General features: G+C 73.2%; 18 protein-coding genes. 7 read left to right on the forward strand and 11 right to left on the reverse strand.

The window, feature by feature from the left end; all coding sequences use genetic code 11:
• Window positions 1–82 precede the first annotated feature (82 nt).
• Window positions 83–1,312 (forward strand): MFS transporter, encoded by a 1,230-nt coding sequence (locus tag ABWI07_RS07420; RefSeq protein ID WP_149260907.1) that lies wholly within the window; start codon window positions 83–85, stop codon window positions 1,310–1,312.
• Between the two features lie 208 nt (window positions 1,313–1,520).
• Here the strand turns inward: ABWI07_RS07420 and ABWI07_RS07425 are convergent, their stop codons facing one another.
• Window positions 1,521–1,751: a hypothetical protein gene (locus ABWI07_RS07425; protein ID WP_149260908.1), complete on the reverse strand. Its 231-nt coding sequence runs from the start codon at window positions 1,749–1,751 to the stop codon at window positions 1,521–1,523.
• A 29-nt stretch (window positions 1,752–1,780) separates the two neighbouring features.
• Window positions 1,781–3,205: a MocR-like pyridoxine biosynthesis transcription factor PdxR gene (gene pdxR, locus ABWI07_RS07430; protein ID WP_353818015.1), complete on the reverse strand. Its 1,425-nt coding sequence runs from the start codon at window positions 3,203–3,205 to the stop codon at window positions 1,781–1,783.
• 113 nt (window positions 3,206–3,318) lie between these two features.
• On the opposite strand from pdxR, the gene ABWI07_RS07435 reads away from it, so the two are divergent.
• The 4 genes from ABWI07_RS07435 (at window position 3,319) to ABWI07_RS07450 (ending at window position 8,808) form a co-directional block, all read left to right on the forward strand.
• Complete coding sequence (locus ABWI07_RS07435; protein WP_149260910.1) at window positions 3,319–4,260, forward strand: EamA family transporter; 942 nt, start codon at window positions 3,319–3,321, stop codon at window positions 4,258–4,260.
• 1 nt (window position 4,261) lies between these two features.
• A complete protein-coding gene (locus ABWI07_RS07440) occupies window positions 4,262–5,902 on the forward strand; it encodes a fumarate hydratase (RefSeq protein ID WP_353818016.1) in 1,641 nt (546 codons plus the stop codon).
• Between the two features lie 151 nt (window positions 5,903–6,053).
• On the forward strand, window positions 6,054–7,322 hold the full coding sequence (locus ABWI07_RS07445) for a serine/threonine-protein kinase (RefSeq protein ID WP_149260912.1): 1,269 nt from the start codon (window positions 6,054–6,056) through the stop codon (window positions 7,320–7,322).
• Between the two features lie 85 nt (window positions 7,323–7,407).
• The gene (locus tag ABWI07_RS07450) at window positions 7,408–8,808 is read left to right on the forward strand and encodes a class II fumarate hydratase (RefSeq protein WP_353818017.1); all 1,401 of its coding nucleotides are present in this window, start codon (window positions 7,408–7,410) and stop codon (window positions 8,806–8,808) included.
• Window positions 8,809–8,873: 65 nt separating this feature from the next.
• Here the strand turns inward: ABWI07_RS07450 and ABWI07_RS07455 are convergent, their stop codons facing one another.
• From ABWI07_RS07455 to abmR, 5 genes are all read right to left on the reverse strand, one after another.
• Window positions 8,874–9,749: an aggregation-promoting factor C-terminal-like domain-containing protein gene (locus ABWI07_RS07455; protein ID WP_235036981.1), complete on the reverse strand. Its 876-nt coding sequence runs from the start codon at window positions 9,747–9,749 to the stop codon at window positions 8,874–8,876.
• Between the two features lie 507 nt (window positions 9,750–10,256).
• Window positions 10,257–11,543 (reverse strand): RNA 5'-3' helicase PhoH2, encoded by a 1,287-nt coding sequence (gene phoH2, locus ABWI07_RS07460; RefSeq protein WP_149261230.1) that lies wholly within the window; start codon window positions 11,541–11,543, stop codon window positions 10,257–10,259.
• Window positions 11,544–11,747: 204 nt separating this feature from the next.
• Entirely contained in the window at window positions 11,748–12,638 is an 891-nt protein-coding gene (locus tag ABWI07_RS07465) for an isoprenyl transferase (protein WP_149260914.1), read from the reverse strand.
• A 91-nt stretch (window positions 12,639–12,729) separates the two neighbouring features.
• Window positions 12,730–13,287 carry a hypothetical protein gene (locus tag ABWI07_RS07470; RefSeq protein WP_149260915.1) on the reverse strand — a complete coding sequence of 186 codons (558 nt, stop codon included), beginning with the start codon at window positions 13,285–13,287 and terminating at the stop codon, window positions 12,730–12,732.
• A 118-nt stretch (window positions 13,288–13,405) separates the two neighbouring features.
• Window positions 13,406–13,927 carry an ATP-binding transcription factor AbmR gene (gene abmR / locus ABWI07_RS07475; protein WP_149260916.1) on the reverse strand — a complete coding sequence of 174 codons (522 nt, stop codon included), beginning with the start codon at window positions 13,925–13,927 and terminating at the stop codon, window positions 13,406–13,408.
• A gap of 115 nt (window positions 13,928–14,042) precedes the next feature.
• Between abmR and ABWI07_RS07480 the strand changes: the two genes are divergently transcribed.
• A complete protein-coding gene (locus ABWI07_RS07480) occupies window positions 14,043–15,581 on the forward strand; it encodes a DHA2 family efflux MFS transporter permease subunit (protein ID WP_353818018.1) in 1,539 nt (512 codons plus the stop codon).
• Window positions 15,562–16,203 (forward strand): acyl-CoA-like ligand-binding transcription factor, encoded by a 642-nt coding sequence (locus tag ABWI07_RS07485; protein WP_149260918.1) that lies wholly within the window; start codon window positions 15,562–15,564, stop codon window positions 16,201–16,203. The genes ABWI07_RS07480 and ABWI07_RS07485 overlap by 20 nt, the downstream gene beginning before the upstream one ends.
• A 21-nt stretch (window positions 16,204–16,224) precedes the next feature.
• Here the strand turns inward: ABWI07_RS07485 and ABWI07_RS07490 are convergent, their stop codons facing one another.
• The 4 genes from ABWI07_RS07490 to ABWI07_RS07505 form a co-directional block, all read right to left on the reverse strand.
• On the reverse strand, window positions 16,225–17,397 hold the full coding sequence (locus tag ABWI07_RS07490; protein WP_353818019.1) for a C40 family peptidase: 1,173 nt from the start codon (window positions 17,395–17,397) through the stop codon (window positions 16,225–16,227).
• Between the two features lie 210 nt (window positions 17,398–17,607).
• Window positions 17,608–19,593, reverse strand: coding sequence for a thioredoxin domain-containing protein (locus ABWI07_RS07495; RefSeq protein WP_353818020.1), 1,986 nt, complete (start codon window positions 19,591–19,593; stop codon window positions 17,608–17,610).
• Between the two features lie 31 nt (window positions 19,594–19,624).
• Complete coding sequence (locus tag ABWI07_RS07500) at window positions 19,625–20,998, reverse strand: dihydrolipoyl dehydrogenase family protein (RefSeq protein ID WP_353818021.1); 1,374 nt, start codon at window positions 20,996–20,998, stop codon at window positions 19,625–19,627.
• Window positions 20,991–21,959 carry a ribonuclease Z gene (locus tag ABWI07_RS07505; protein ID WP_353818022.1) on the reverse strand — a complete coding sequence of 323 codons (969 nt, stop codon included), beginning with the start codon at window positions 21,957–21,959 and terminating at the stop codon, window positions 20,991–20,993. The genes ABWI07_RS07500 and ABWI07_RS07505 overlap by 8 nt, the downstream gene beginning before the upstream one ends.
• Window positions 21,960–22,023: the final 64 nt, after the last annotated feature.

The raw sequence follows: 22,023 nt of genomic DNA on the forward strand, positions 1-22,023 counted from the left end.
GGGCGTACCCTGTCCCTACGCTGACGCGAATCTTCTTCACATTGCGTCTTCTTACGGTGCGCAGCCAGAGAGGTCGGGGCGCATGAGCGAGGGCACCACCGCCCGGGACCGCAGGGCCCGGTTCGCCGCGTACACGGCGTTCGCCGTCCAGGGGCTCTGCTTCGCCTCACTGGTGACGCAGGTCCCCAAGATGCAGGAGGCGCACGACCTCAGCGACGCCACGCTGTCGCTGGTGCTGCTCATGGTGCCGCTGGTCGCGGGCGTGGGGAGCGTCGCCTCCGGCGCGCTGTTCCAGCGGCTCGGCAGCGGCCCGGTGCTGCGGTTCTCCCAGCCCGCCGTGGCCGTCACGATCGCCCTGATCGGCCTCACGGGCGACAACGACCTCGCCCTGTACATCACGGTCGCCGCCTTCGGCCTGTTCGTCGGCGCGGTGGACGCGTCGATGAACGCGCAGGCGATCGCCGTCGAACGCCGCTACGGGATCAGCCTGATCACCGGGTTCTACGCGGTCTGGAGCGTCGCGGGGATCCTCGGCGGCCTGTGGGCGTCCCTCGCCAACAAGCTGGACCTGTCGCTGTTCACCGGCTTCGCCATCGCCGCCGCCGTCGGCATCGCCGCCTCGCTCGCCACCGGCGGCCGCCTCTACCGCCGCGCCGAGGAGGGGGACGGCCCCACCGCCGAGGAGCTCAAGGCCGCCGGGCGCAGCGTCCCGTGGCGGCCGATCCTGGTCGTGGGCGCCGCGATGGCCGTCGCCTACCTGGCCGACTCGGCGATCTCCAGCTACGGCGCCAAGTACCTGGACGACGAGCTGTCCGCGAGCGACTGGGTCGCCCCGCTCGGCTACGTCGCCTACCAGGTCACCATGGTCGTCAGCCGCACCGTCGCCGACCTCGCCGTCCGCCGCTCCGGCGCCGTCCGGGTGGTGCGGATCGGCGGCGTGGTCGGCATCCTCGGCATGGCCGGCGTGGTCGCCGCCCCGAACGCGGCCTTCGCGATCGCCGCGTTCGCGCTCGCCGGCCTCGGCCTGAGCGTGATCGCCCCGGTGTCGTTCTCCGCCGCCGGACGGGTCGACCCGACCGGCCTCGGCGTCGCCGTCTCCCGCGTGAACATCTTCAACTACGTGGGCTTCGTCCTCGGAGCCGCGGTGGTGGGCGCCATCGCCCCGCTGAGCGCCGACCACGGCCTGCGCCTAGCCTTCATCATCCCGACCTTGCTGGTCCTGGTCGTCTTCGCCACGGCAAAGGGCTTCAACCCGACACCACTCCCAGGCGCCCGCCCCGACGCCCCAGCGATGGAACGCCCCATGGCGTGATTGGCGCTCTTGGAGTGGGCCTGAGCGAGGGCGCGGGTTGGGCGGCCGGAAGGCGCTCTAGCGCCTGGAGGCCGCCCGACCCGCCGAGCCGGGCGACCGCAGCGCCACGCAACAAACCCGCACGGGCACGAGAACCGAAACCGTGGCGTGAGGATCGCCCGGCTCGCAACGGGGGTTCCAGGGGGTCGCCCCCCTGGGCTAGCACAGCTCAGTCTTCGGCTAGGGCCGTTACGGCGCGTTCGCCTTCGGTTTGGGCTTCTTCCGGGGTCATGTCCTTCAGTGCTTGGGCCAGTGCCACCTCGGCGGCGTCGGCCGCGGCCCGGAGCGTCACGGCGTGCTCCTGCGCCCGTTCGAGGTCGCCCAGACCGACACAGTCGAAGGCCACCTGCGCGTCGTGGCCCGCCATCTTCAACTGCCGCGCGGCCTCTTCCAGACTCATGCATACCTCCTACACCGGGGAAGCTGTTCCTACCCCCCATCACCGTGAGCAACCGCTTGTCCCAGCAGTTGCGCGGCCTTGACCAGGCGGGGCTCGGTGAGGCCTGCGTAGCCCAGGACGAGCGCGGGGGGCGCCTCGTCCGCGCGGCGCGGCGACCACATCCCGCGGGCGCCCTCGACCGCCACCCCGGAGCGCGCGGCGCGGTCCACCACCGCGTCCTCGTCGCATCCGCCCGGCAGTTCCACGTAGAGGTGGATGCCCGCTGAGACGCCGTGAATCCTGGCGCCGGGCAGATTCTCGGTGAGCGCGCCGACGAGGGCGTCCCGCCGGGCGCGGTAGCGCCTGCGCATGGTGCGCAGATGCCGGTCGTAGCCCCCGCCGCGCAGGAACTCTGTCAGCGCGTACTGCTCCAGGACGGGGGCGCCGTGGTCGGTGTAGGCGCGGTGCTCCCGCAGCCGCTCGGCGAGCGGTTGCGGGGCGACGGCCCAGCCCAGGCGGAGGGCGGGGGCCAGCGACTTGCTGACCGAGCCGAGGAGGACGACCCTGTCGGGCTCGACGCCCTGGAGGCAGCCGACCGGGTCGCGGTCGTAGCGGAACTCGGCGTCGTAGTCGTCCTCCAGGATCACGCCGTCCGCGTCGCGCGCCCAGGCGATCAGCTCGGCGCGGCGCGCCGGGGACAGCACGACGCCGGTCGGGTACTGGTGCGCGGGCGTCACGAGGACGGCGCGCGCCTGGGTGCGGGCGAGCGCCGCGACGTCGATGCCCTCGCCGTCCACCGGGATGCGGACGAGGCGGACCCCGGCGGCGGCCAGCATCGGCAGCTGGCGGACGCTCGCCGGGTCCTCGACGGCGAGCGTGGTGTGGCCGTCGGCGCGCAGCAGTCCGAGCACGGCCGACAGGCCGTGCGCCACCCCGCTCATGATCACTGTCCGGTCCGCGTCGGCGAGCGCGGCGCGCACCCGGCCGAGGTAGGACGCCAGTTCGGCGCGCAGGTCCGGGACGCCTGCCGGGTCGGGGTAGGCGAGCGCGTCGTGCGGCAGGGTGCGCAGCGCGGCGCGGGCGGCGGCGATCCAGCGCTCGCGGGGGAACGCCGACAGGTCGGGGCGGCCCAGGGACAGGTCGTACAGGACCTCCGGTTCCGGGCGGGGCTCGACCGGGCGGGGCGCGGCGGGCGGCCGGGACGGCGGCGCCGCCTCCTCGTCGGGGCGGGCCAGCGGCGCGATGCGGGTGCCGTCGCCGCGCCGCGCGATCAGGAAGCCCTCGGCGGTGAGCTGCTCGTAGGCGGTGACGACGACGCCGCGCGAGACGTCAAGGTCACGGGCCAGATCGCGGCTCGACGGCAGCCGGGTCCCGGCGGTCAGCCGGCCGGAGCGCACCGCCGCGCGGAAGCCCGCGGCGATCTGCGCGGCCAGCCGGCCGGCGGACCGGTCGAGTGGAAGATGAAGGTCGGTCACATGACTCTCAGCGTCAAGGCATGGGGTGGACGTCACGGAGAGGCTATTGGTCCACGTTCGTGTGGATTGATTGGCACTGTCCGGTGGACCAACCGGCTTCTAGCGTTCGGTCCATGAACACCTCACAGAAGCGCGGCATGGCGGGCGCCGGGGCCGCGATGTCCCTCGTCGGCACGCTGACCGCCGTCTCGGCGACGATCTCCGCCTATCCCGTCTTCGGCGGCCAGGCGGTCCGGTACGCCGTCGCCGCGGTGGTCCTGCTGGCCGCGGCCCGCATCGCCGGAGGGCCCGCCCGCCGGCCCTCCGCGCGGGACTGGCTCCTGCTCGCGGCGCTGGCGGGGACCGGGCTGGTCGCCTTCAACGTCTGCATCGTCGCGGCCACCCGGGACACGAGCCCCGCCACCATCGGCACGGTGATCGCGACGGTCCCGATCGTGCTGGCCGTGGTCGGGCCGCTGCTGGACGGCCGCCGCCCGGCCCCGACGATCATCGTGGCGGCCTGCGTGGTGGCGGCGGGGGCGGCCCTGGCGAACGGCCTCGGCAGCGGCAGCGTCCGCGGGCTGCTGCTCTCGCTCGGCGCCCTCGGCGGGGAGGTGTGCTTCTCGCTGCTGGCCGTCCCGCTGCTGCCGCGCATCGGACCGCTGCGCGTCTCCGCCTACTCCGCCGCGCTGGCCGTCCCGATGCTCCTCGCGGTCGGCCTCGCCGCGGACGGGACGGGCCTGCTGCGCGTCCCGACCCCCGGCGAGCTGGCCGGCTTCGCCTACCTGTCGATCGTCGTGACCACGATCGCGTTCCTGCTCTGGTACGACGCGATCGGACGGCTCGGGGCCGACCGCGCCGGGCTGTGCGCGGGCCTGATCCCGATCAGCGCGGTGGTCACCACGGTCGCGCTCGGCGTCGACCGGCCGGAACCGGCCGACCTGGCGGGCGCCGCCCTGGTCGCCGCGGGCGTCGTGGTGGGCCTGCGCGCCCGGGTCGCCCCCCGTGAGGCGGCGCCAGCCGAGCCCGTAACCTGTGACTCGGCCCCCATCGGAATCGCGCGAGGATCTGCCTGAGATGCCTGAGTTCTCCTACACCGACCTGCTCCCGCTCGGCCCGGACGAGACCGACTACCGGCTCCTGACCTCCGACGGGGTCTCCACGTTCGAGGCGAACGGCCGGACGTTCCTGCAGGTCGAGCCGGAGGCTCTGCGGCTGCTCACCGAGACGGCCATGCGCGACATCGCCCACCTGCTGCGACCCGCGCACCTGGCCCAGCTCCGCCGGATCCTGGACGACCCCGAGGCGTCCCCGAACGACCGGTTCGTCGCGCTGGACCTGCTGAAGAACGCGGGCATCGCGTCCGGCGGCGTCCTGCCGATGTGCCAGGACACCGGTACCGCGATCGTCATGGGCAAGCGCGGCCAGCACGTCATGACCGACGGCGACGACGAGAAGCACATCTCGCAGGGCGTGTACGACGCCTACACGAGGCTGAACCTGCGCTACTCGCAGATGGCGCCGGTGACGATGTGGGACGAGAAGAACACCGGCTCCAACCTGCCCGCGCAGATCGAGCTGTACGCGGCGCCCGGCGACGCCTACAAGTTCCTGTTCATGGCCAAGGGCGGCGGCAGCGCCAACAAGTCGTTCCTCTACCAGGAGACCAAGGCCGTCCTGAACCCCAAGCGGATGATGTCCTTCCTGGAGGAGAAGATCCGCTCGCTCGGCACGGCCGCCTGCCCGCCTTACCACCTGGCGATCGTCGTGGGCGGCACGTCCGCCGAGTACGCGCTGAAGACCGCCAAGTACGCCTCCGCCCACTACCTGGACACGATGCCCACCGAGGGCTCGCCGCTCGGGCACGGGTTCCGCGACCTGGAGCTGGAGCTCCAGGTGTTCGAGCTGACGCAGAAGCTCGGCATCGGGGCGCAGTTCGGCGGCAAGTACTTCTGCCACGACGTGCGGGTGGTCCGGCTGCCGCGGCACGGCGCGTCCTGCCCGGTCGCGATCGCGGTCTCGTGCAGCGCCGACCGGCAGGCCCTCGCCAAGATCACCGCGGAGGGCGTGTTCCTGGAGCGGCTGGAGACCGACCCCGCGCAGTTCCTGCCCGACACCACCGACGAGCACCTGGACGACACCGTCGTCCGGATCGACCTGAACCGGCCGATGGACGAGATCCGCGCCGAGCTGACCAGGTACCCGGTCAAGACGCGGCTGTCGCTGACCGGCCCGCTCGTCGTGGCGCGCGACATCGCGCACGCCAAGATCAAGGAGCGGCTGGACGCGGGCGAGCCGATGCCGCAGTACCTGCGCGACCACGCCGTCTACTACGCCGGCCCGGCCAAGACGCCCGAGGGCTACGCCTCGGGCTCGTTCGGCCCGACCACGGCCGGCCGGATGGACTCCTACGTCGAGCAGTTCCAGGCCGCGGGCGGCTCCCTGGTCATGCTGGCCAAGGGCAACCGGTCCAAGCAGGTCACCGACGCCTGCAAGGAGCACGGCGGGTTCTACCTCGGCTCGATCGGCGGCCCGGCGGCGCGGCTCGCGCAGGACTGCATCAAGAAGGTCGAGGTCCTGGAGTACCCGGAGCTCGGCATGGAGGCCGTCTGGAAGATCGAGGTCGAGGACTTCCCGGCGTTCATCGTGGTCGACGACAAGGGCGAGGACTTCTTCGCCGACACCACCGGACCCGTCCTCACCATCGGCAGGCGCTGACGTCCGGCACCGGTCCGCGACCCCGGACAGGGGTCGCGGACGGGCGGTCCCCGGAAGTTTCTTGTCGGTAGGTCACAGTATTAGGCCAAAATCCGCGTTGGTGCCGAAGTCTCCCCAATGACCGCCGGGCCACTCCGGTATCTTTTCCGCCATGTCTCAGTCAGAGCGCCTCGTGCTAGCGACGCGCTACCGGCTGGTCTCGGAGATAGGTCAGGGTGCCAACGGCACCGTCTGGAGAGGGCATGACGAGCTCCTCGATCGCGCCGTGGCGATCAAGGAGCTGCGGCTCCCCGACAACCTCGCCGAGGACGACCGGGTGGTCTTCTACCGCCGTACCCTCCGGGAGGCGCGCGCGCCCGCGCAGCTGCGCACGCACTCCATCGTCGAGGTGTACGACGTGGTCATCGAGCAGGGCCGTCCCTGGATCGTGATGGAGATGATCGAGGCGCCCAGCCTCGAACAGCTCATCGAGCGCTCGGGCCCCCTGCCGCCCGAACGCGTCGCGCACATCGGCCGCGCCCTGCTGGACGCCCTCAACACCGCGCACAAGGCCGGCATCGTGCACCGCGACCTGAAGCCGAGCAACGTGCTGCTGGACGGCGACCGCGTCGTCCTCACCGACTTCGGGCTCGCGTTCTCCTCCGGTTCGGCGAGCCTCACCAAGACGGGCCACTTCATGGGGTCGCCCGCGTACGTGGCGCCCGAGGTCGCGGCCGGGGAGAAGGCGACCCCGCGCTCGGACCTCTGGTCGCTCGGCGCGACGCTGTACGCCGCCCTGGAGGGCCGCCCGCCGTTCGAGCGCGAGAACGTCATGGCGACGCTGTCCGCGCTGGCGAACGAGTCGACCCCCGCCCCGCAGAACGCCGGCGCGCTCGCGCCCGTGATCACCGGGCTGCTGGAGAAGAACCCGACCCGGCGGCTCAGCCACGCCCGCGCGGTGGACCGGCTCGAACGGGCCATGGCGGGCCCGCGCTCGGGACGCCGCGCCCCCACGCCCCGCTACCGGCTGATGGTCGTGATCGGCCTCATCGGCGCGACCGTCGCCTCGTGCGGCATCGGCGCCACCGCCCTCATCGTCGGCATGATGCGCGAGAGCCCCGGCCCCTCGCCCACCGCCGGGGCGTCCACCACACCGGGAGGCTCCGCCGCCCAGGCCGCCGCGCCGCCCGGCGCCGCGACCAGCACGCTGGCCGTCCGGGCCCGCACCGACTCCTGCAAGATCTTCGTGTCGGTGCCGGGCACCGCGATCACCGTGCTCGCAGACGAGACGCTGCACCGGGGCGAGGCGCGCCGGTACGACCAGCCCCGCCTCAACGCGGTCGTCTACGACGCGTCCGCCTGCGACGTCTGGGTGAACGGGCAGCAGAAGCCCGCGGGCAAGCCGGGAGAGCGGCAGAACTACACGCTGAACAAGGAGTGATCCGCGCCTCACGCGGGAATGCGTGAGCCACCGACCGGGCTGCCATGGACGACGGCGGCCGCCGAAGTCGAGTGGGAGGCGTTCCATGAGCGAGCAGGAGTTCCGCGTCGAGCACGACTCGATGGGAGAGGTCCGGGTGCCGGCCGCGGCCAAGTGGCGGGCCCAGACGCAGCGCGCCGTGGAGAACTTCCCGATCTCGGGACGGACGCTGGAGGCGTCCCACATCGCCGCGCTCGGTCGGATCAAGGCCGCGGCGGCGGTCGTCAACGCGGAGCTGGGCGTCCTCGATGAGGACCTGGCCGCCGCGATCGCCGAGGCCGCCCGCGAGGTCGCGGACGGGCGGTGGAACGACCAGTTCCCGATCGACGTGTTCCAGACCGGCTCGGGGACGTCGTCCAACATGAACGCCAACGAGGTCGTGGCGACGCTGGCGCAGGAGCGGCTCGGCCGCCCCGTCCATCCCAACGACCACGTGAACGCCTCCCAGTCGTCCAACGACGTGTTCCCGTCGTCCATCCACATCGCGGCGACCGGGGCCGTCGTGAACGAGCTGATCCCCGCGCTGCGGCACCTGGAGGCCGCGCTCGCGCGCAAGGCCGAGGAGTTCGCGACCGCGGTGAAGTCCGGCCGCACCCACCTGATGGACGCGACGCCGGTGACGCTCGGGCAGGAGTTCGGCGGGTACGCAGCGCAGGCGCGGCACGGCGTGGAGCGGCTGGAGGCCGTCCTGCCGCGGCTGGCGGAGCTCCCGCTCGGCGGGACCGCGGTCGGCACCGGCATCAACACGCCGGAGGGCTTCGCCGCCCGCGTCATCGCCGAGATCGCGCGGGACACCGGGCTGCCGCTGACCGAGGCCCGCGACCACTTCGAGGCGCAGGGCGCGCGGGACGGCCTGGTGGAGGCGAGCGGGGCGCTGCGCACGATCGCGGTGAGCCTCAGCAAGATCGCGAACGATCTGCGCTGGATGGGCTCGGGGCCGCGCGCCGGGCTCGCGGAGATCCGGCTGCCCGACCTGCAGCCCGGCTCGTCGATCATGCCCGGCAAGGTGAACCCGGTGATCCCCGAGGCGGTCGCGCAGGTCGCCGCGCAGGTCATCGGCAACGACGCGGCGGTCGCGTTCGGCGGCGCGTCCGGCAGCTTCGAGCTGAACGTGATGCTGCCGATGCTGGCCCGCAACGTGCTGGAGTCGGTCACCCTGCTGGCGAACGCGTCCCGGCTGCTCGCCGACCGCTGCGTGGACGGCGTCGAGGCCGACCTGGACCGGATGCGCGAGTACGCCGAGTCGTCACCGTCGATCGTGACGCCGCTGAACCGCTACATCGGGTACGAGGAGGCGGCGAAGGTCGCCAAGCAGGCGCTCAGGGAGCGCAGGACGATCCGCGAGGTCGTGCTGGAGCGCGGCTATGTCGACGAGGGAAGGCTGACGGTCGAGCAGCTCGACGAGGCGCTCGACGTCCTGCGGATGACCGGGACGTCCCGCCGCTGAGCCGGGCGGGGCCGGTCGCGCGTCCCAGACGCCGCTCAGGGCGTCCGGGACGCGGCGGGGCCGGATCAGTACCAGCCGACGGACTGCGAGTGCGACCACGCGCCGCACGGCGTGCCGTAGCGGTTCTTGATGTAGCCGAGCCCCCACTTGATCTGCGTGGTGGCGTTGTTCTGCCAGTCGGGCCCGGCGCTGCCCATCTTGGAACCGGGCAGGGCCTGCGGAATGCCGTACGCGCCCGAGGGGTTGGCCGCGTGGACGTTCCAGTGGCTCTCCTTGTTCCACAGGTTGACCAGGCAGCCGAACTGGCCGTCGCCGGTGAAGCCGTAGCTCGGCATCAGCTTCTTGGCGATCGCCTGCGCCTCGCCGGCCGGGACCGGGTCGCCGGTCGGGCCGCCGCCGGAGGAGCCGTTCTTCTTCTCCGGCGTCTTGGTCGGGATCGGCTTGCCCTTGGGCAGCAGGGACGGGCCCTTGCCGCCGTCCTGGCGCGTCGCGCGGGAGGCGCGGTCGAGCGCCAGCTTCTTGCGCTGCTGCTCCAGCACCTTCGGGTCGATCTTCGGCGGCGCGGCGGCGTCGGCGAGCTGCCGCGTCGGCTTGACGGTCTGCGCGCCCTCGTCCCCGGAGCCGCCGGTCAGCGCGAACGCGGCGACCGCGCCTCCGCCGATCACGACGGCGGCGCCCGCGGCGACCACCGCGATGCGCTTGCCGCCGCGCCCGCGGGAGCCGCCCCCGCGGGCGGCACGGCGGGGCGCGCCCGGACCGGAGGAGATCTCGTCGCCGGAGACGCCGGTGCGCAGCGGCTCCTGGAGGGGCTGGAGGCCGAGCGTGTCCCCCGCAGGAGCGTTCGCGCGGGGGCGGGTGCCGGCCACGCGCACGTCGTCCTCGTGCGGCGCCTCGGGGCCCTCCGGGGAGGAGCCGGGCGCCTGGGCCGGGGCGGAGGCCATCACCGGCTGCCGGGGGTCGAAGCTCTGTCGATCGTCTCGCCTAGGGGACCCGGGGCGGTCTCCGTACAAGGCGGTCCTTCCGACGGTCGCACGCGCATGGACACGCGCACGAACTGTTTCCACCCCGGTCCGGCCCGGCCGCCGGCGTTCGGCGGCCCCGGACCCGGGTCGGCGCCGGCACGTCGCGCGCGTTCAGGGGCCGCGCTCCGGCCGGGCACCGCACTGGGGGTGCTTACGGGGAGACACAATGCCCGAGGCCGAGGGCTGGTTCGCAACCAAAACGAGACAGATGGGGCCGGACGGTCCGTTGTCAACCCGACTGCGGACGTACCGAAAACCCGGCCGGACCTGCGGCTCCTCCCACAGAAGCGGACGATTGTGACCTTCGCCACATTCCTACGTTGCGAGGTTTACCGATCACCCTCCGTAGGAAGGAGAACGTCGTTCTGAGACGCGAGAACCCCGGCGGCCCGTCACGGCCCGCCGGGGTTCTCACTCGCCGGGGCTCTAGGCCCCGACGTCACCGAGCATGTCGGTCACCAGCGCCGCGATCGGCGAGCGCTCCGACCGCGTCAGCGTCACGTGCGCGAACAGCGGATGGCCCTTCAGGCGCTCCACCACCGCCGCGACGCCGTCGTGCCTGCCGACGCGCAGGTTGTCGCGCTGCGCCACGTCGTGGGTCAGCACGACCCGCGACCCGGAGCCGATCCGCGACAGGACGGTGAGCAGGACGCCGCGCTCCAGCGACTGCGCCTCGTCGACGATCACGAACGAGTCGTGCAGCGACCGGCCGCGGATGTGCGTGAGCGGCAGGACCTCCAACATGTCACGGTCCACGACCTCCTCGATGACCTCCGGCGTCGTCACCGCCGAGAGGGTGTCGTAGACGGCCTGGGCCCACGGCGACATCTTCTCGTTCTCCGAACCCGGCAGGTAGCCGAGCTCCTGGCCGCCGACCGCGTACAGGGGGCGGAACACCACGACCTTGCGGTGCTGCCGCCGCTCCAGCACGGCCTCCAGCCCCGCGCAGAGGGCGAGCGCCGACTTGCCGGTGCCGGCCCGCCCGCCGAGCGAGACGATGCCGACCTCCTCGTCCATCAGCAGGTCCAGCGCGATCCGCTGCTCGGCGGACCGGCCGCGCAGCCCGAACACCTCGCGGTCGCCGCGCACCAGCCGCACCGACTTGTCCGGCTGCACCCGGCCGAGGGCCGAGCCGCGCTCCGACAGCAGCCGAAGCCCCGTGTGGCACGGCAGGTCCCGCGCCTCCTCCAGGTCGGCGCCGCCCGTCTCGTACAGCTCCTCGAGGGCTCCGGCCGGCACCTCCAGCTCGCGCATCCCGGTCCAGCCGGACTCCACGACGGCCAGTTCCGCGCGGTACTCCTCGGCGGCGAGCCCGACCGCGGACGCCTTCACCCGCATCGGCAGGTCCTTGGAGACCAGCACGACGTCGCGCCCCTCGCGGGCCAGCCACGCGGCCACCGACAGGATCCTGGTGTCGTTGTCGCCGAGCCGGAACCCGTCCGGCAGGACGCTCGGGTCGGCGTGGTTCAACTCGACGCGGAGCGTCCCGCCCTGGTCGCCGAGCGCCCCCTCGACCGAGACGGGCTCGTCCAGCCGCCCGTGCAGCAGGCGGAGGTCGTCCAGCGTGCGCAGGGCCTGCCGCGCGAAGTAGCCGAGTTCCGGGTGGTGCCGCTTGGCCTCCAGTTCGGAGATGACGACGATGGGGAGTACGACCTCGTGCTCGGCGAACCGGGTCATCGCCCCCGGATCGGCGAGCAGGACGCTGGTGTCCAGGACGTACGTGCGCCGGTCCGGTTCCCTGCCGGGGGCAGCGCCCCCGAGGTCTCCGGAGGTCTCCGGGACGGAAGCCCCAGAAGGGATCCCGGACGGACCGGGACGGCGCGCGGAGGTTGTGGCCACTCGATCTCCCTGGATATGAGGGAACTGCCGGTGGCGCGCAGGTCCGCCCGCGCAGGGGCGGTGGTCCGCGAGGGACGATCAGGTACCGTAGCGCCGGTGCCGCGCGGCGTAGGAGCGCATGGCCCGGAGGAAGTCCACCTTCCGGAAGTCCGGCCAGTGGACCTCGCAGAAGTAGAACTCCGAGTGGGCGCTCTGCCAGAGCATGAAGCCGGAGAGACGCTGCTCTCCCGAGGTGCGGATGACCAGGTCCGGGTCCGGCTGGCCGCGCGTGTAGAGATGCTCCGCGATGTGCTCCACGTCGAGGACCTCGGCGAGTTCCTCGATGCTGGTGCCACGACTCGCCTGCTCGATGAGCAGTGAGCGCACCGCATCAGCGATCTCACGCCTACCTCCATACCCAACGGCGACGTTCACAATCAGGCCGGGTGCGCCCGATGTGGCCTCTCCCGCATCTTTCAGGACGCGGGCCGTCTTATCGGGCAGGAGGTCGAGGGCGCCGACGGGCTTGACGTGCCAGCCGTCCTCGGCGAGCTTGCGGACGGTGTTCTCGATGATCGCCAGGAGCGGTTCCAGCTCGGCGGCGGGCCGGTTGAGGTTGTCGGTCGACAGCAGCCACAGCGTGACGTGCTCGACGCCGGCCTCCGCGCTCCACTGGAGCAGCTCGGAGATCTTCTGGGCGCCGCGCTGGTGGCCCGTGTTGACGTCGGCCAGCCCCATCGACCTCGCCCAGCGCCGGTTGCCGTCGAGGATCACGCCGACGTGCCGGGGGGTGACCTCGGTGGGCAACTCGGCCTCGACGCGCCGCTCGTACATCCGGTAGACGGCGTCGCGGACGGCCGCGTACGGGCCGCTGCGGCGGAGGGCGGAGACGAGCCGCCCGCCGCCCTCGGAGGGGCGCCGGCGCACGCCGTCCCTCCGCGCGCCGCGCGCCGACCTGGTGCGCGGCTCTCCCGTACGCCGAACCCGCATATGGGCTTCCCTTCGAGCGACCGACCCTGGCGGAAAGTCGCTCAATTATGGCCCGACGGCGACACTTCTCCCACCGTTCCCGTACGCCAGGCTAACGCGCGGGCCGGGCCAGGCGCGGTGGATGGCCTGCTCTGGCCCGGTCCGCCTCGGCGAGCAGATCGGCGAGAAAGCGCGCCAGCTCGGCCGAGGTGAGAACGGCGCGGACGCCGCGCCCGCCCGCGCCCCACGCCTCGACCACGGCGCGGCGCGCGACCCGCCACCGGCCCGCCGCCGACCGCTGGCGGCCGACCCACATCGAGGACGTGCGCAGCGAGCAGCGCAGCTCACCGGTGCTGACCACGTCGCCCCGGTCGCGGTAGCGGAACGCGAACAGCTCGGGCTCCCGGGCCGCGTCGGCGGGGGCGGGGTCGGGGAAGCGGTCGTCGGGGTCGGGCCAGCGTGCCGCCTGCGGGGACCCGTCGGCCCGGGCGGCGGCGACCCGGGCGGCGAGCCCGGTCAGGAAGTACCCGCACCGCTCCCCCACCGCCCCGAAGGGCTCGCCGTCGCGCCACAGCTCCAGCGTGATCTCGAACGGGGTGCCGCCGCGGTCGATCGAGGCGACCGGGACCACCGCGAGGTCGGACCCGTCCAGGCAGCGCAGCCCCGGCATCCCCGCACCTCCCGCCCGCGTCCGGCCCGCTCTCCAGGTACGTTAGGGGAGGTCGGCGCCATGATCACACCCAGTGATCACCGAGATCGGGTAATGCCCGGCCGCTCCGGGCCGGCGGTCAGGCCTTGGGGCCGGCGGCGCGGGCGCGCTCGACGTGCTGCAGGGCGGTGCGCAGCTCCGACAGCCACTCGTCGGTGTTCTTGCCGACGAGCCTGACGCACCAGGCGAGCGCGTCGCTGCGGCTGCGGGCGACCCCGGCGTCCACGAGCGTGTCCAGTACGCGGCGCTCGGGCTGCCGCAGCCGCGTCATCACCGGCACCGACAGGGTGGTGAACATCTCCCGCTCGCCGCCGCACTCCACGCCCCAGGACACCTTGCGCCCGAAGCGCTGCTCGGCCTCCCGGGCGATGGCGATCCGCCGGTCGCGGGTCTCGTCGCGGAAGCGCTGGACGTGCCCCGCGATGACGCCCGCACGCTCGGCGCCGGCCGCCTCGGCCGCGGCGGCCGGGACGGGCAGGGTGCCGACGACCGCGACCTCCTCGCGGTCGACGACGACTTCGGGCGCGCCCTCGAACCACTCCTCGGGGAGCCGTCCGATGAACCAGCCGCGCAGCTGCTCCGCCGCTTCGCTCGTACTCATGTAATCAAAATTACATGTCCTCCCGAGGCTGCGCCAGTCCCCATCTCGATTGACAATCACCATCAAATGAGAGCTACTGTCATTTCATAGTGAAACTCATATGAAGGTGGAAGTCATGACCGTGGGACACACCCGGCGCTGGCTGGGGCTGGGGGCGCTGGCGCTGAGCATGCTCGCGCTCGGGTTCGACATGACGATCCTCAACGTGGCGCTGACCACGCTGTCGGAGCGGCTGCACGCGAGCACCAGCGCGCTGCAGTGGATCGTGGACTCCTACCTGCTGGTGTTCGGGGCGCTGCTGCTCCCGGCCGGGCTGCTCGGCGACCGGTTCGGCCGCAAGCGGCTGCTGCTGGCCGGCCTCGCGGTCTTCGGCACCGCCTCGCTCGCCGGTGCGTTCGCGGACGGCTCCGGCGGAGTCATCGCGGCCCGCGCGTTCATGGGCCTCGGCGCGGCGATCGTGACCCCGCTGTCGATGTCGATGCTGCCCGCGATCTTCCCCCCGCACGAGCGCACCCGCGCGGTCGCGGTCTGGTCCTCGGCGATGGCGCTCGGGCTGCCGCTCGGCCCGCTGCTCGGCGGCTGGCTCCTGGAGAACTTCCGGTGGGGCTCCATCTTCCTGGTCAACGTGCCGGTCGTGCTGGTCGGCGGCATCGCGGTGGCGCTGCTCCTGCCCGAGACGCGGGACCCGGCCGCGCCGCGGGTCGACGGGATCGGCGCGCTGCTGTCGATGGCAGGGGTCGTCGCGCTCGTGTACGGGGTCATCGAGGCCCCCGTGCGGGGCTGGAGCGACGCGGTGGTGCTGCTCTCGTTCGCGCTCGCGGCCGTCCTGCTGGCCGGGTTCGTCCTGTGGGAGCGGCGTGCCGCCGAGCCCCTGTTGGACGTGGCCCTCTTCCGCAACCCCGCCTTCACATGGGCGATGGTCGCCGCCGTCGCCGCGAACCTGATGATGGGCGGGGCGCTGTTCGTCCTGCCGCAGTACCTGGAGGCCGTCCAGGGCAACGACGTCCTCGGCACCGGCGTGCGGCTGATGCCGATGCTGCTCGGCCTGCTCGCCGGCGGGGTCGTCACCGACCGCGTCGCGCACCGCACCGGGCACAAGCCGATCCTCGTCACCGGGCTGCTCGTGCTCGCGGCGGGCTTCGGGTGGGGCGCGCTCACCGGGGCGGGCGACGGCTACCCCGCCACCGTCCCGTGGCTGCTCGTCGTCGGCCTCGGCTGCGGGCTGACCATCGTCCCGGCGATGGACGCGGTCCTCGCCGCCCTGCCGCCCGCCCAGGCGGGGCGCGGCTCGGGCCTCGTGCAGACGCTGCGCCAGACGGGCGGGACGCTCGGCGTCGCCGGCCTCGGCAGCCTGCTGTCGGCGCTCTACCGGGACCGCGTCTCCACCGGCGGGCTGCCTCCCGACGCGGCCGCCGCGGCGCGCGACTCCATCGGCGGGGCGGTCGCCGTCGCCGGGCGGCTGGACGACGGGGGGCTGCTCGCCTCGGCCCGCGCCGCGTACGTCCACGGCATGGACGCGGTGTTCGCCGCGTGCGGTGCCGCCGCCGTCGTGGCGGCACTGCTCCTGTGGCTCTTCCAGCCCGCGCGGGGACGCGAGGATGCGGCCTCCGCCGCGGATGCAGGACAATCGGAGCATGAGCACGCCGTCCCGTGAGCACCCGATCGACCGGCTGGAGGACCGGCTCGCCCGGCTGCCGCTGCGGGAGCGCAAGAAGCTGCGGACCCGCAGGGCGATCCAGGACCACGCCCTCCGCCTCTTCAGCGAGCGGGGGTACGACGAGACGACCGTGGAGCAGATCGCCGCGGCGGCCGAGATCTCGCCGAGCACCTTCTTCCGCTACTTCCCCACCAAGGAGGACGTGGTCGTCACCGACGAGTACGACCCGATCATGGCGGAGGTCATGCGGGGCCAGCCGGCCGGGCTGTCCCCCATCGAGGCGCTGCGCGCCACGCTCCGCGAGCTGCTCCCGCTCATGTACGAAGCCGACCTGGACACGGTCAACGCCCGGATGCGGCTCACCTCCCGGGTCCCTTCGCTGCGCGCCCGCACGTTCGAGTCGATGCGCGAGGGCACCCACGCCATGCTGACCGAGGTCGTCGGCCACCGCACGGGGCGGCGGCCCGACGACCCGGAGGTGGAGACCTTCACCTGGGCCGTCATCGGGGTGCTCCAGGCGGCCCTCTACCGGTGGATGGAAGGACGCGCGGCGACCGAGGAGCTCCCCGGGCTCATCGACCACAACCTGGAGTTCCTCGGCCGCGGCTGCCCCCTGTGAGCCGGCGGCCCGCTGCGCGGGTCAGCGGGCCAGGGAGGCGGCCATTCGGGGGCTGACTCGGACGGCGCCGCGCATGTTGCGGGTGTAGACGTTCTGCACCTGCACCACGGTGCCGGTCCGCGGGGCCGCCAGCATCTTGCCCTGGCCCAGGTAGAGGGCGATGTGGGAGATGTAGCCGGGCGCGGTCGGGTCGTTGGCCCAGATGAGCATGTCGCCCGGCTCGGCCTTGCTGTAGGGGACGACCCAGCCGGCGCGGGCCTGGTCGGCGGCGACGCGCGGGAGCCGGATGCCCGCCCTGGCGAACGCGTACTGCATCAGGCCGGAGCAGTCGTAGCCGCCCTCGGCCTCGGACTCGCCGCCCCACACGTACGGCCAGCCGAGCCGGGTGTAGGCCGCCTTGATCACCGTGCGGACCTGGCTCGCCGTCATGACCTGGCCGCCCGCGACCGGCACGTTCCCGGCCCGTGGGAAGTCGATCTCCGGGTTGACCGCGACGGCCTTGGCGTGCTTCGGCAGCACCTTGCGCAGCTTCTTGATGAACGTCTTCGGCGCGGTCTTCGGGACACTGATCAGCATGGCGTTGCCGGTCGGCATCCCGAGGGCCTGCGCGGTGGTGTGCGAGATGACCGCGTCGACGTCGCTGATGCCCATCGTCGCGTACGCGCCCACCCGCAGCTGCGACTGGTGCTGCTTGCCGCCGACGGGCACCTGGGTGCCGAGCTTGACGCCGCCGTCGCTGCCCATCGTGAACGAGATGGCGACGTCGCCGGAGGCCACGTTGCGCCAGAGGGCGTCCGACTTGGCGGTCGGCTTCGGGGTGTAGTTGCGGAACGTGGACGGGTCGACGCCCATCAGGCCGACGCGCTTGCCCGCGACCATGCCCTGCACCGCGTCCACGACCTCGACGCCCTTCACGCCCTTGGCGCCGCGGATCTTCTGGACGAACTCCGGCGAGAGCGTGGAAGGGGCCGCCACGAGGACGTGCGGGGTGAGCCGCCTGCCGAGCGGCGCGACCGCGCCGGGCGACAGGCCGGTGCTGCCGGAGGCGGCGACGAAGCGGGCGCGCTGCTCGCCGCGCGGCCGGTCCGGCGGGCCGTCGTCGTGCGCGACGAGGACGGCGACGTTGGCCGCGAGCGTCGTCAGCACGGAGACGCCGATGATCGTCGGAAGGATCCGGCGGTTCGGCTTGCCCACTGGCACACTCCCTCGATGTCGCCTCGCGCCGGGTCCCTGACCGCGCACAGGACACGACTATGACTCAGATGGTCGGCCACCGTCCAGATACCCGGGGCGCCACCGGTCAGCCTCGTCCGCTCGGCTCCATTGGGTCAGGCACGTTCCAGTTACTCAGTAGTAACAGCCTGCCCGGCTGAGATCAAGGTCACGTTGCCATAAAGTGGATCGTCAGTCCAATTGCCCACGTAGTTCGCGGTTCAGGTCCGCCTGGGTCGTGACGGGCAGCCGGCAGACGAACCCGCGGCAGACGTACGCCGCCGGCTCTCCCTCCACCAGTCCCCGCCCCTCCAGCAGGGGAACGCCCTCGGCGTCCGGCGGGCCGACGCTCACCACCGCGCCCGGCGCGACGGCCATGAGGGCCGTGCGGTGCAGCGCGCGGGTGCGCACGTCCTCCGGATCGCCGATCACCGCGATCTCGACCGGGCCCGCCGCGCGCGCCTCCGCGACCGCGAGGCCCCAGCCCGCGAACCGCGCGTGCTCGTCGGCGAGCGTGCCCGCCGGCGCCAGCGCGTCCTCCGCCGCCTGCCGGTGCCAGTCGGACCCGGTCAGCGCGGCGAACGACAGCAGCGCCCCGGCCGCCGCGAACTGCCCCGACGGCGTCGCGTTGTCGGTCGGGTCCTGGGGGCGCCGGAACAGCCGCTCGGCGTCGTCGGCCGTGTCGTAGAAGCCGCCGGACCCGTCGGCGAACCGTTCGAGGACGGTGTTCAGCAGTTCGCCGGCCAGCCGCACGTGGTGCGGGTCGCCGGTGACCGCGTGCAGGGCGAGCAGGCCCTCGGCCACGTCGGCGTAGTCCTCCAGGACGCCGGCGTTCGCCCCGGCCGCCCCGTCCTTGGACGTGCGCGCCAGCCGCCCGTCCCGGAGGTGGACCTCCCCCAGCAGCCGCACGACCTCCTCGGCCGCCCGGACGAGATCCGGCCGGTCGAACAGCGCGCCGCACTCGGCCAGCGCCGCGACGGCGAGCCCGTTCCACGCCGCCACCACCTTGTCGTCCCGCGCCGGAGGGATCCGCTGCGCGCGCGCCGCCAGCAGCGCGGTCCGCACGCGCTCGTACCGCTCGACGTCATCGGGGTCGCTCAGGAGCTGCAGGACGGACGCGCCGTGCTCGAACGTCCCGGTCACCTCGAACAGGCGCTCGGCGAACGCGCCGTCCTCGTCCCCGAGCACCTCCCGCAACTGCTCGGGCGTCCACACGTAGTACTTGCCCTCGACGCCCTCGCTGTCGGCGTCCAGCGCCGACGCGAGCCCGCCCTGGTCGGTGCGCAGGTCGCGCAGCATCCAGTCGCACGTCTCCAGGGCGACCCGCCGCGCGGACGGGTTCCCCGTCAGCCGCCACCAGTGCGCGTAGACCCGCGCCAGCAGGGCGTTGTCGTAGAGCATCTTCTCGAAGTGCGGGACGACCCATCCCGCGTCGACCGAGTACCGCGCGAACCCGCCGCCGAGCTGGTCGTACATGCCCCCGCGGGCCATCGCCTCCAGCGTGCCGGACGCCATCGCCAGCGACTCCTCGTCGCCCGTGCGCGCGTGATGGCGCAGCAGGAACTCCAGGACCATCGACGGCGGGAACTTCGGGGCGCCCCCGAACCCGCCGCGCGCCGCGTCGTAGGAGCGCGCGAGCACCTTCACCGCGTGCGCGAGCACCCGGTCGCCGGGCGCCTCCGACCCGCCGAGGCCGGACCCGCGCGAGGTCAGGGCGTCGACGACCTGCTGCCCCTGCCGGGCGACGTCGTCGCGCTGCTCCGTCCACGCCTTGTGGACGGCCTGCAACAGCGCCCGGAACTGCGCTCGCGGGAAGTACGTCCCGCAGTAGAACGGGTGCCCCTCCGGAGTCATGAACACCGTCATCGGCCAGCCGCCCTGGCCCGTCATGGCCTGGGTCGCCTCCATGTAGACGGCGTCGATGTCCGGCCGCTCCTCCCGGTCGACCTTGACGTTCACGAACAGCTCGTTCATGGCCCGGGCCGTCTCGCCGTCCTCGAAGGACTCGTGGGCCATCACGTGGCACCAGTGGCAGGCGGCGTATCCGACGGAGAGCAGGACGGGGACGTCGCGCCGCCGCGCCTCGGCGAACGCCTCGTCGCTCCATTCCCACCACTCCACCGGGTTCCCGGCGTGCTGGAGCAGGTACGGGCTGGTCGCGTCCTTGAGCCGGTTCATGCCCCCGATCCTGCCCGATCCGGCCGCCGCCTCACTCCCCCCGCGCCCGCGCGGCGAGGCCGGCGAGCGCGGACTCGACGGCGCGGTGGAAGGTGGGGTAGGCGTAGATCATCTCGCGGAGGGCGGCGGTCGGGGTCTCGGTGTGGACCGCCACGGCCAGGAAGCCGAGGACCTCCCCGCCTGACGGGCCCGCCGCAGTGGCGCCGACCAGCGTGCCCCACTCGGTGTCCTCCACGAGCTTGATGAAGCCGTCGTTGCCGGCCTTGTGGATCCAGCCGCGGGTCGACTCCGGGATCGGCGCCACCGCCGTGCGGACGGGAAGGTTCTGGTCGCGGGCCTGGGCCTCGGTGAGGCCGACCGACGCGATCTCGGGATCGGTGAAGGTGACGCGGGGCACGGCGCGGTAGGCCGCGGGCGGCCCCTCCTCGCCGAGGACGTCCCGGACGGCGACGGCCGCCTGGTACATGGAGACGTGCGTGAACGCGCCCATGCCGGTGATGTCGCCGATCGCCCACACGCCGTCGGCGGCGCGCATGCGGCCGTCCACGGCGATCCGGCGGGCGTTCTCGTCCAGGCCGACGGCGCCGAGACCGAGCCCCTTCAGGTTCGGGCGGCGGCCGGTCGCGACGAGGAGGCGGTCGGCGGCGAGCTCCCCGTCGCCGAGCCGCATCGTGAACTCGGCTCCGTCGTGGGCGACGCGGCTGACGTTCACGCCGGTGCGCACACCGATGCCCTCGCGTTCGAAGACCTCGCGCAGCAGGGCGCTCGACTCCGGCTCGTCGTTGATGAGAAGGCGGTCCGCCGCCTCGACGATGGTGACGCGGCTGCCGAAGCGGGAGAAGACCTGCGCCATCTCCACGCCGACCACGCCGCCGCCGAGGACGAGGAGCGACTCGGGGGCCTCGGTGGCCTGGACGGCTTCGCGGTTCGTCCAGTAGGGGGTGTCCGCGAGACCGTCGACCGGCGGGGCCGTGGGAGAAGTGCCGGTGTTGAGCACGATGCCGCGGCGGGCGTGGAAGACCTGGCCGCCGGCGGTGACCTCGTGGGGTGCGGTGATGCGGCCCTCGCCGCGCACCAGGCGCACGCCCTTGCCGGTGAGGCGGTCGGCGGCGGCCTTGTCGTCCCACGAGTCGGTCGCCTCGTCGCGGATCCTGGCGGCCACCGGCCCCCAGTCGGGCCGGACGGACGCCTCGCCCGCCATGCCGGGGACGCGCTCGGCCTCGGCGACCAGGCCCGCGGCGCGCACCATCATCTTGGTGGGGACGCAGGCGTAGTACGGGCACTCCCCGCCGACCAGCCGCGACTCCACGCCGACGACCGAGAGGCCCGCCTCGGCGAGCCGCCCCGCGGCGTCCTCTCCCCCGGGCCCGAGACCGATCACCACGACATCGACTTCGTCAGCCATGCCCTGGGTCCTGCCCGGCATCCCGGCCCGTCAGACGGCGCGGCGGCAGCGGAATGCGGTCCAGGTCGTGGACCAGGGTGATGTCGCCGCCGAACGCGGCGGCCGCCTCGGCCAGGAAGCGGTGCTCGTCGGCGGCGGGGTACCGCTCGGAGAAGTGGGTCAGGACGAGGCGGCGGACACCCGCCTCCGCCGCCACCTCGCCCGCCTGGGCGGCGGTCAGGTGCCCGTACTCGGCGGCCAGCCCGGCGTCCTCGTGCAGGAACGTGGACTCGATGACGAGCATGTCCACCCCGTCGGCCAGTTCCCGTACGCCGTCGCAGAGCCGGGTGTCCATGACGAACGCGGCCTTCTGCCCGGGACGGGTCACGCTGCACTCGGCCAGCGTGACGGTGCGGCCGTCGGGCGTGGTGACCCGCCCGTCCTCCTGGAGGCGGCGGATCAGCGGCCCCCGGACGCCGCGCGCGGCGAGCTCGTCCGGCAGCATCGTCACGCCGTCGGGCTCCTCCAGCCGGTACCCGTACGCCTCCACCGGGTGGGACAGCCGCCGGGCGACCAGGCTGAAAGGGGCGTCACCGGTGTCGAGCGCCATCCGCTCCCCCGACACCGGGCGCTCGCGGACGACGTCGGTGTCCCGGAAGACGGCCGCGTTCCGCAGCCGCTCCCAGTAGAGCCGGCCGCTCGCCGGGAACGCCGCGTCCACCGGGTGCGCGACGCCGTCGCGGGCGATCCGCTGGACGATGCCCGGCACGCCGAGGCAGTGGTCGCCGTGGAAGTGCGTCACGCAGATCCAGTTCACGTCGTTCGCGGAGAGGCCCGCGTGCGTCATCTGCCGCTGCGTGCCCTCCCCCGGGTCGAACAGGACGCCCTGCCCGTCCCAGCGCAGCAGGTAGCCGTTGTGGTTGCGGGTCCTGGTGGGCACCGCGCTGGCGGAGCCGAGGACGGTGAGATCGCGCACGGACATCCCCCCATGGTGCCGGGCGATGAGGCGGGCAAGCGCTTGGTTATTCTGTGCGCGATGCAGACGA

It is taken from the genome of Actinomadura sp. NPDC000600, assembly GCF_040492135.1.
Taxonomy (GTDB): Bacteria; Actinomycetota; Actinomycetes; order Streptosporangiales; family Streptosporangiaceae; genus Spirillospora.

Coding starts and splice junctions, on each gene's coding strand:
- ABWI07_RS07485 (WP_149260918.1), top strand. CDS start 15,562: ATGAGCACGCCGTCCCGTGAGCACCCGATCGACCGGCTGGAGGACCGG.
- ABWI07_RS07495 (WP_353818020.1), bottom strand. CDS start 19,593: ATGAACCGGCTCAAGGACGCGACCAGCCCGTACCTGCTCCAGCACGCC.
- ABWI07_RS07450 (WP_353818017.1), top strand. CDS start 7,408: ATGAGCGAGCAGGAGTTCCGCGTCGAGCACGACTCGATGGGAGAGGTC.
- ABWI07_RS07420 (WP_149260907.1), top strand. CDS start 83: ATGAGCGAGGGCACCACCGCCCGGGACCGCAGGGCCCGGTTCGCCGCG.
- ABWI07_RS07425 (WP_149260908.1), bottom strand. CDS start 1,751: ATGAGTCTGGAAGAGGCCGCGCGGCAGTTGAAGATGGCGGGCCACGAC.
- ABWI07_RS07470 (WP_149260915.1), bottom strand. CDS start 13,287: ATGCCGGGGCTGCGCTGCCTGGACGGGTCCGACCTCGCGGTGGTCCCG.
- abmR (WP_149260916.1), bottom strand. CDS start 13,927: ATGAGTACGAGCGAAGCGGCGGAGCAGCTGCGCGGCTGGTTCATCGGA.
- ABWI07_RS07440 (WP_353818016.1), top strand. CDS start 4,262: ATGCCTGAGTTCTCCTACACCGACCTGCTCCCGCTCGGCCCGGACGAG.
- ABWI07_RS07465 (WP_149260914.1), bottom strand. CDS start 12,638: ATGCGGGTTCGGCGTACGGGAGAGCCGCGCACCAGGTCGGCGCGCGGC.
- ABWI07_RS07445 (WP_149260912.1), top strand. CDS start 6,054: ATGTCTCAGTCAGAGCGCCTCGTGCTAGCGACGCGCTACCGGCTGGTC.
- ABWI07_RS07505 (WP_353818022.1), bottom strand. CDS start 21,959: ATGTCCGTGCGCGATCTCACCGTCCTCGGCTCCGCCAGCGCGGTGCCC.
- ABWI07_RS07435 (WP_149260910.1), top strand. CDS start 3,319: ATGAACACCTCACAGAAGCGCGGCATGGCGGGCGCCGGGGCCGCGATG.
- ABWI07_RS07455 (WP_235036981.1), bottom strand. CDS start 9,749: ATGGCCTCCGCCCCGGCCCAGGCGCCCGGCTCCTCCCCGGAGGGCCCC.
- ABWI07_RS07480 (WP_353818018.1), top strand. CDS start 14,043: ATGACCGTGGGACACACCCGGCGCTGGCTGGGGCTGGGGGCGCTGGCG.
- ABWI07_RS07500 (WP_353818021.1), bottom strand. CDS start 20,998: ATGGCTGACGAAGTCGATGTCGTGGTGATCGGTCTCGGGCCCGGGGGA.